Genomic DNA, 9,022 nt, shown 5'->3' on the forward strand with positions numbered 1-9,022 from the left:
GTCAGTGGGTGGCAGCCGCGCCTTGGGCGTCGGCGGGCGACAGGGGCGGGTCCTGGCTGATGCGTATCGCAGCGCCGGGGCTGAGTTTGAGCTGTCCGGCAGTGACCACCTGCTCGCCGGCCTGCAGCCCCTTGCGCACCACCACCACGCCATCGCGGCGCTCGCCGGTCTGTACGGTGCGCTGTTCGGCAACCAGTTGTGTCTGGCCATCGTCGGCCTTCTTCTCGCCGACCACATACACCGAGTTGCCGTAGAGGGTGTAGGTGACCGCGCTCTCCGGCACCACCACCTGCAATTGCGGGTCGGGCAGCAGCACCAGCAGGCTGGCGAACATGCCCGGTAGCAGCTTGCCGTCCGGGTTGGCCAGGGTGGCGCGCAGCAGCAGGTTGCGCGTACTTTCCTCGACCTTGGGATTGATCGCGCTGAGGCGGGCGGGGAAGGTCTGGCCGGGGAAGGCCGCCACCTGCACCAGCACCTGCTGGCCGAGGGACAACTGTGGCAGTGCCTGTTCGGGCACGTTGAAGTCGACGTAGAGGCTGGAAAGGTCCTGCAGCGTGGCAATCACCGTGCCGCTGGCCAGATAGTCGCCGACATCCACCTGGCGAATGCCGATGGTGCCGCTGAACGGCGCCTTCATGCTTTTTTTGGCCAGCGAGGCCTTGAGCTGTTCGACCACGGCCTGGTTGCGCCGGTACTGGGCGGTGAGGCGGTCGAACTCACCGCGGGAGATGGCCGAGTCGCCTACCAACTGGCTGCCGCGGCCGAAATCGACCTTGGCCAGGCCCAGGTCGGCCTGGGCGGTGCCCAGCAGCGCGGCCTCCTGTTCGCTGTCCAGTTCGAGCAGCAGTTGCCCGACCTTGACCTGTTGCCCGGAATCGAAAAGCAGGCGCTTGACCGTTCCGGCCACTTCCAGGCTGAGCTCGACGCCCTGCAGCGCCTTGAGGCTGCCGACCGCGGGCAGGCGCTCCTGCCACTGGCGTTGTTCGGCCTTGGCGGCGGCGACGCTGATCGCGGGTTTGGGGGCGGAAAAGACCTGGATCTGGCGGTAGATCGAAAAGGCCTTGATGCCCCCCAGGGCGAGCACGATCAGCAGCACCACGGCCAACATGATCAGCATGCGGCGGCGTAGCATGGTCCGGTTCCTTGGATGTGATTGTTATGGGTATGGCACGAACACGGGCGATCCTGCCCACGTGCGGATGAAGGGAAGTATTGACTGTTTTTCGGGAAGTGGGAGATGTATCGGCTGAGCTGGCCCTATCGCAGGTCGAGCCTGCTCCCACTACCCGTGGATGCCGGGCCTGTGGGAGCGGGCTCGTCCCGCGATAGGGCCGGTGTGGCCAGTGCTGAATCAGACCAGATGCAGGTGATTGTCCCAAAGCCCGGATGGCAGATTCATCGGCTGCCCGACCAGCTCTGCCTTGCGGCAGTCGTAATAGCGGCAGCGCCCCTGCCCGGAGGTGACGACGAAGCCGTCCTTGACCGCGCCGACCCCGGCGCAGTCGGGCATCGGTGCATCGAGCTTCACCGCGCCGCTGTCCAGGTCCCAGATGAACAGGCGGTTGGCCCGCGGTGCAGTCAGTGCCACCAGGCGCAGGTCACTGTGCACGGCGACGCTGGCGGTGTACTGGGCCATGGACTGCAATTGATGCTCCGGCACCGGGAACGGCTTGAATGCCTCGCCCGGGCGTTTGATCGCCAACAGTTCGGCGGTTTCTTCAGAACCTCCCATGAACTGCTGGCAGGCAAGGACGGTGCCGTCGTTGCCCACCGCGAGATGGCGCACGCTGTTCATCTGCTGGGCCAGTGTCTCCTTGCTAAGCAGCGTGCCATCACGCTGCATCAGCACCAGGCTCGGCTCCATGGCGTCGAGGTTCATCTCTACCCGACTTTCGGCCTCGGTGCGGATGCCACCGTTGGCCACCACCAGGGTTTCGCCGTCGGGCATCCAGGCCACCTCATGGGGGCCGACGCCATGGGTGGAGATCTCTCCGCTGTGTACCAGGCGCTGACCCTCGAAGCGGTAGACGCCGAGCACCCCGCGCCCGGGGTCGGTGGTGTCGTTTTCGGTGGCGTATAGCCATTCGCCATCCTTGTGGATGACCGCATGGCCGTAGAAGTGCCGGTTCGGTTGCGAGGTGAGCGTCTGCAGCAGACGCCCGTCGCGCAGGTCGATCAGGTAGCTTTCGGTACCCGGGCGACGGGCGACGAACAGGGCGATCGGCTGCTCGGGGTGATGGATGATCGCATGGCAACGCTGGGCCACCTGGGTGGCGAACACCTGGGTACCGTCGAGGCGGTAGCCTACGGCATGGTGGCCGCCATCGGCATCGTCACGCGCCGACAGCAGCAGGGGCTCGCTGCCCTTGTTGCGCAGCAGGGTCCAGCCGCCGAGCGTCAGGGCGCTGAGCAGCACGCTACCGAGTTTGAGGGCCTGGCGTCGCAGCATGATCAGTCACCGTCGTTGGCATTGAAGCCCAGCTGGATGTTCAACGCCTTGGCCAGCTCACCTTCGTGCAGGCGATGGACGACGTTGAGGCTGTCGTAGATCTGGTTGAGGGTCTGTTTGCCGGCATCGTCGGCGAGCAGTTCGCCCAGGGTCTTCTGGTTGTCGGCCAGCAGTTTGGCAGCGGTGGCGTAGGCATCGTCGATCTTTTGCGCCAGCGCGCTCTGATCCTTGCCCAGCAAACCGCGCAGGCCTTTGTTGTCGACGCCGGTCCAGACGGCTTCGGCAGCCTTGAGCGAAGCCTCCAGGCTCTTGAGCGAGGAGTGGCTGCGCCAGGCTTCGGCCTGCAGGGGCTGAGGGATGCCCTTGCTCTGACGGCCCATGGGGGCGCCGAGTTTCTTCTTCAGCGTGTCCAGGGCGGTAACCTGCGCGCGCAGCAGGTCGGCGATCGCTTCATGCGAATCGGCGTAGCGCTGGTTGGGGAACTTGGTCATCTGCGACAGCATGCCATCGGTGCTGTTCCAGCTCTTGAGAATGTCTTCGGCCAGGGCTTTCTGGTGTTCGGCGATGGCCACCAGCAGCGGGCAGTAGCGGGCTTTCTGCTCGGCGGTGGCGATGTCCGGCTTGCTGTCGAAGAGGATGTACTCGTAGGCCGACAGACCACGGACCACGACGCTGGCCTTGCCGAGAGCATCGGCATCGACCGGCTTGTCGCCGCTGACCAGTTGCTCGACCTGGCGACCGACCAGGTTCTTCTTGTCGGGCCAGAACTGCACTTGCCAGGCGCGGTTGCCTTCGGCCAATGGGCCGACCAGCAGCGGCTGCAGTTCGGCCCAGGCCTTCTGCGCGTTGAGGAAGTCGGCGCGGGCGGTGTCCAGGCTCTGCTTGCCTTCGCAATAGGCCAGGGCGCTGGCGGCCAGTTGGCGGTCGGCCTCGACCCAGCGGCTGTAGGTCGGCAGGATCACCTGCTGGGCGATGGCGGCGGAGGTCACCGCCTGCTGGTCCTGCGGCGAGCAGGCGCCCAGGGCGATGGCGGCGAGGCTGGTGAACAACAGTTTGGGTCGGAACATGCCCGGCTCCTTGCGCGTTTAAAGTGAGTTCAGGAAAGCCAGCAGCGCGGCGCGTTGCTCGGCATTGAAGGTCAGTACGTGACGGCGTGCAGCCTCGGCTTCGCCACCGTGCCAGAGCACGGCCTCGAGCAGGTTGCGGGCGCGACCGTCATGGAGGAACTGGGTGTGGCCGCTGACGGTTTCGGTCAGGCCGATACCCCACAGCGGCGGGGTGCGCCAATCCTGGCCACCGGCGGCGAACTCGCTGCGGTTGTCGGCCAGGCCCGGACCCATGTCGTGCAACAGCAGGTCGCTGTAGGGGCGGATCATCTGGTTGGCCAGTTCTGGCTCGACGTTGTCGCTACCGGTGGTGAACTGCGGTGTGTGGCAGCCCTGGCAGCCCGCCTGGAAGAACAGGTTCTTGCCGGCCAGCACCTGCGGCGAATTCACCTCGCGGCGTGCAGGCACCGCCAGGTTGCGGGTGTAGAACGTCACCAGGCGCAGGATGTTGTCGCTGACTTCCTTTTCGCCGTTGTCACCGTCACCGTTGGGCGCGGCGCGGCATTCGACCTGCGCCGGCGTGCAATCGTCCTCGGGCTTGAGCGTGCTGGTCAGGCCCATGTCGCCAGCGAAGGCGTGGACGTTCTGCTGGTTGACGTTGGGCTGCCCGGCTTTCCAGCCGAAGCGGCCGACCACGGTCTTGCCCTGGGCATCGTCCCAGACCCGGTTGGCGCGGCCGCGGATGCCGTCGTTGTTGCGATCATCCGGGTCTTCGTTGGCCAAAAGCGCAGCCTCCGGGATGGCCTCGAGCAGTCCGAGGCCGATCATGGGCGGGGCGACGCGGGCGGAGATGCGTGTGTCCGGGTGCATCGGGCCGTAGCCGAGCTGGGTGATCTCCACGGTCGGGCGGCGCAGTTCGACCTGGTGGCCATCGTTGAACCTGACCGTTTCGTGCTCATAGCTGACCCGCACCTTGCCTTCCGGCGGCACGCCTGGGATCGACATGTCTTGCAGTTGCGTGCCGTAGACCGGCTCGGGAACCACGCCGAGGCGCTCGATTTCCTTGACGAACTGCGGCTGGTCGGGGATCGACAGGCGCACCAGCATGGAGACGGCATTGCGGGCGTCGGCCTCAGGCGGATGACCACGGCCGTCGCGGATGTGGCAGTTCTGGCAGGCGTTGGTGTTGAACAGCGGGCCCAGGCCATCGCGGGCAGTGGTGGTCGAAGGCGCAATCACCCAGGGGCTGCGGAAGAAGCTGTTGCCGACGCTGAAGTCCAGGCGTCGCTCGGGCGTGAGGTTGGCCGAGGGCATCGAGAAGGCGTTGCGGTCGCTGCGCAGGATCGTCGCCTTGCCGCCGGACAGCGCTTCGCCGGGCTCGGCCTGGGTGAAACGCGGAGCGTCGTCACAGGCGGCCAGGACGGTGACCAGCAGCAGAAGTGGGAGTCGGGACAGCGACGAGGACATCGAGAATCCTGGGCGTGAGCGAAAAACCGGCGTGCAAGCTTAGCAAAATGGGGATGTTTGAATAAGAGCAATTTGCAATTGCCTGCTGAATCCGCTGGCGACCCCTTCGCGGGCAAGCCCGCTCCCACAGGTACCAGTGGGAATGGGCTTGCCCGCGAAGGGGCGGGTTTGGTCGGCGCAAAGCCCGGACATGAAAAAGGCGACCCGAAGGCCGCCCCTTTCAACCCTTCACCCTGGCATCAGAACTCGTGGTCTGCAGTGTCCGGGTTCAGGTTGTCGATGCCCAGCTTGCCGGCGGCCTGCTCGATGGCACCGGTCTGCTTGACCAGTGCGGCGATGGCGTCGCGCACCACCTGGTTGCCTGCAGCGTTGTCGGCAGCGATCAGCTGGTCGTAGTGCTCGCCCTTGAGGGCGTGGTCGACGATCACCTGGATCTTCGCTTCGGTGTCCTGCAGGTCGGCCTTCAGGGTGGCGTCGGTGGCCGGGTCGACCTTGGCTACCAGCGACGACAGGCTCGGGCCGCTGACCTTGGAGCCGTCCGGACGGGTGTACTCGCCCAGGTAGACGTTGCGGATGCCCTTGGCGTCGTAGAAGTGCGACCAGTGGGTGTTGTCGCTGAAGCAGTCGTGCTCGTCTTCAGGCGAGTTGGCTTCCAGCGAGACCTTCATGCGCTCGCCCGCCAGTTCGCCCAGCGACAGGCTGCCCATACCGAACAGCATCTTGCGCAGGCCATCCTTGACCGGCTCGGCTTCCAGCGAAGCGCGGTAGTTGTCGGCGACGTTCGGTGCCCAGTTGCCGACCATCTCTTCGAGGTCGCTCACCAGCAGGTCGGTGACGGCTTTAAGGTAGGCGCGGCGACGGTCGTTGTGACCACCGGTGGCACCCTGGCCTTCGAGGTAGTCCGAAGCCGGACGGTTGCCTGCGCCTGGGCCCGTGCCGTTGAGGTCCTGGCCCCAGAGCAGGAATTCGATGGCGTGGTAGCCGGTGGCGACGTTGGCTTCGGAACCGCCCAGCTCGTTCAGGCTGGCCAGTTTCTCGGGAGTGATTTCCTTGACGTCGACCTTGTCTTCGCCGACCTGGATCTCAGGGTTGGCGATGATGTTGGCGTTGGCAGCCGGGTTGCCCAAGGCGTGCTCGTAGCTCTTGTCGACGTAGTCGATCAGGCCTTCGTCCAGGGGCCAGGCGTTCACCTGACCTTCCCAGTCGTCGATGATGGTGTTGCCGAAGCGGAAGGCTTCGCTCTGCAGGTAAGGAACGCGGGAAGCGACCCAGGCGTCCTTGGCGGCCTTCAGGGTTTCATCGTTGGGCTTGGCCAGGAAGGCGTCGATGGCGGTCTGCAGTTGCTTGGCGGTGCTCAGCGAGTCGCTGTACACGGCATGGACCATTTCGGCGTAGTGCTTGACCACGGCCTGGGCAGCAGCTTCATCGACAGCCCCCGGTGCGGCGGCGGTGCTGGCGGCAGGTGCCTGGGCTTGCGGAGCGGCGGCCTTGTCGTCCTTGCCTTCGCCGCAGCCGGCGAGAGCGATGGCGATGGCGATGGCCAGCAGACTGGCGGAGGCCAGAGGCATTCGAATCATTGTTGGTTTCCCTGCGTCGTTTGGTTGGACCATGTGTTGGAAGCGCTGCGCCGTGGCACGCGAAACCGCAACATAATGCGAAAGATTTGCATTTGATGTAAAGGGTTGGCCGTGCTTTTCGTGCAAATGTCGTTTCCAGGGTCGTCAATGACGACCACGCTCAGAGTGCCGAGACCTGGTTGCGTTGGGCGTGCTTGAGGAAGGCGGTCAGCTCGCGCGAGGGCAGCGGCTTGCTGTAGTGGTAGCCCTGACCCTCATGGCAGCCCTGGGCGATGATGTAGGTTTCCTGCTCGGCGGTTTCCACGCCTTCGGCGATGACCTGCATGCCCAGGCTTTTGCCCAGCTGGATGATGGCACGGACGATGGTGGCATCGTCATCGTCGTCCAGCAGGTCCTGAACGAAGCTCTTGTCGATCTTGATCTTGTCCAGCGGCAGCGACTTCAGGTAACTGAGCGAGGAGTAGCCGGTGCCGAAGTCATCGATGGCGATCAGCGCCCCTGAGCGGCGCAGGCTCAGCAGGTGTTGCGCGGCGGTGCTGATGTCTTCCATCAGGCCGGTCTCGGTGACTTCCAGCTCCAGGCTGCGCGGTGGCAGACGGTAGGCCTGCAGCAGGTTGTTGACCACTCGCGGCAGCTCGTTGTGGTGTAGTTGCACGGTCGACAGGTTGACCGCCATGCGCAGCTCGCTGAAACCCAGGTCATGCCACTCGCGCAGTTGGCGGCAGGCCTGGTCGAGCACCCATTCGCCGATGGCGATGATGTTACCGTTCTGTTCGGCCAGCGGAATGAACTGGTCCGGCGGGACCATGCCCAGCTCAGGATGCTGCCAGCGCAGCAGCGCCTCGACGCCGACCACGCGGTGGTCGCGGTAGCTGATCTGGGGTTGATACACCAGGTAGAGCTGGTTGCGCGGCAACGCCTCGCGCAGGTCTTTTTCCAGCTCGCGGCGCCGACGCATCTCGCTGTCGACGCTGGCAATATAGAACTGATAGCGGTTGCGCGAGCGGGCCTTGGCCAGGGTCATGGTCTGTTCGGCCTTTTGCAGCAGCTTCTCGGTGCTGTCGCCGTCTTCGGGGAACAGGGTGATGCCGATGGTGGCACGCAGGCGGATTTCCTGGTGGTCGAGGGCGAAGGGCACCTCCAGGTCGTCGAGAATGCTCTGGGCCAGCTCGGCAGCCTCGTAGGGCTGTTCGATGTTGGCCTGGACCAGGGCGAACTGGTCGCCACCCAGGCGAGCGAGGGCGCCGAGGCGGCCGCTGTGGGCGCGCAGGCGGTCGGCCAGGGCCAGCAGCAACTGGTCGCCGACCTGGTAGCTGAACTGTTCGTTGATGCCCTTGAAGTCGTCCAGGCCCACGCACAGTACGGCCACACGGTGCTGCAGGCGCCCGCCATCGACGAGAATCTTGTCCAGTTGCTGTTGCAACTGCTGGCGGTTGGGCAGGCCGGTAAGGAAGTCGTACTGGGCCATGCGCTGCAGGCTGTTTTCCGCCTCGTGGCGCAAATGGGTGTTGCGTTCGATGGAGGCCAGCAACTGGTTGGCGGTGTCGACCCACAAGCCGAGCTCGTTGCGTTCGTGGCCCTTGAGTTGGGGAATCTGGTGCTGGCTGGGGCGATCAGGGTTGATCTGGGTGAGGTGCTCGATGATTTTCGACAGCGGTTTGGTCAGTAGCCAGTGGTACACGAGGTAAAGCACCAGGCCCATGGCCAGGGCGCGCAGCACGCCGGAAATGAAGATGATGACCGCGTTGACCAGAAAGCCCTCGCCATAGCTGGCGGTATCGAGGGTGATGCTCAGGTCGCCGTAGTATTCGCTGTAGGGGCCGCGGCCGACCAGTTGGGTGGTGTAGGTGCGCTCCTGGCCGAGGATCAGGTCGGTCAACCAGCGCAGGGGCATGTCCTGCAGGGGGCGGGACTTCTGCGCGAGCATGGTTTCATTGGGGTGGCCGATGGAGGCCATGCGGACCGATTCGTCCTGGAACAGGCCCTCCATGACCTGCATGCCCATCTCTCGGTCGAGGCTGTAGACCGCTTGGGTGGAGGGGTCGCGGAACATGTCGAGGATGCGCTGGGCATCGTTGTCGACGGCCTGGCGGGTCTTGTAGGTGTCATAGACGATCTGCGCACAACTGAGAACGACGCCCACCGCGAGCGCCGACAGCAGCACGACCCTGAGCAACTTGACCGACAAGCTGTTCCGAAATTCCAGCTTCAATGGGGTTTCCTTAATCCATGCGCATGCCATTATTTTGCCATCAACCTTGGCAATACACTATCGACCGATTGCCGCGGCAGGCGAGGGGCCCGTCGCTGGATGCACCCTGAGTACTGTATCGGTTACGCGGCCATGCGACTTGAATGTCCTGCATCAACTTTCCAGAAGGTTGATGTTAGCGCGCTATTGGGGGGGAGCAAGAGAGGGGACGCGGGGCGCTTGAAAATAAGCGGTGGTTTTTCCGTTTCCTGGACCCTGGAAACAGAAAAAA

The 9,022-nt window shown here is 64.6% G+C and carries 6 protein-coding genes; all 6 read right to left on the reverse strand.

Annotated elements, in window-relative coordinates; all coding sequences use genetic code 11:
* Position 1 precedes the first annotated feature (1 nt).
* Positions 2-1,132 carry an efflux RND transporter periplasmic adaptor subunit gene (locus HU729_RS16120; protein ID WP_186667327.1) on the reverse strand — a complete coding sequence of 377 codons (1,131 nt, stop codon included), beginning with the start codon at positions 1,130-1,132 and terminating at the stop codon, positions 2-4.
* Positions 1,133-1,351: 219 nt separating this feature from the next.
* Positions 1,352-2,449, reverse strand: coding sequence for a DUF1513 domain-containing protein (locus tag HU729_RS16125; RefSeq protein ID WP_186667326.1), 1,098 nt, complete (start codon positions 2,447-2,449; stop codon positions 1,352-1,354).
* 2 nt (positions 2,450-2,451) lie between these two features.
* Positions 2,452-3,516, reverse strand: coding sequence for an imelysin family protein (locus HU729_RS16130; protein ID WP_186667325.1), 1,065 nt, complete (start codon positions 3,514-3,516; stop codon positions 2,452-2,454).
* An 18-nt stretch (positions 3,517-3,534) separates the two neighbouring features.
* Positions 3,535-4,962 (reverse strand): di-heme oxidoredictase family protein, encoded by a 1,428-nt coding sequence (locus tag HU729_RS16135; protein WP_186710951.1) that lies wholly within the window; start codon positions 4,960-4,962, stop codon positions 3,535-3,537.
* 239 nt (positions 4,963-5,201) lie between these two features.
* Positions 5,202-6,539 carry an imelysin family protein gene (locus HU729_RS16140; protein WP_186710952.1) on the reverse strand — a complete coding sequence of 446 codons (1,338 nt, stop codon included), beginning with the start codon at positions 6,537-6,539 and terminating at the stop codon, positions 5,202-5,204.
* 160 nt (positions 6,540-6,699) lie between these two features.
* Complete coding sequence (locus tag HU729_RS16145) at positions 6,700-8,751, reverse strand: bifunctional diguanylate cyclase/phosphodiesterase (RefSeq protein ID WP_186667322.1); 2,052 nt, start codon at positions 8,749-8,751, stop codon at positions 6,700-6,702.
* Positions 8,752-9,022: the final 271 nt, after the last annotated feature.

Source organism: Pseudomonas sp. RW10S2 (assembly GCF_014268985.1).
Taxonomy (GTDB): Bacteria; Pseudomonadota; Gammaproteobacteria; order Pseudomonadales; family Pseudomonadaceae; genus Aquipseudomonas; species Aquipseudomonas wayambapalatensis.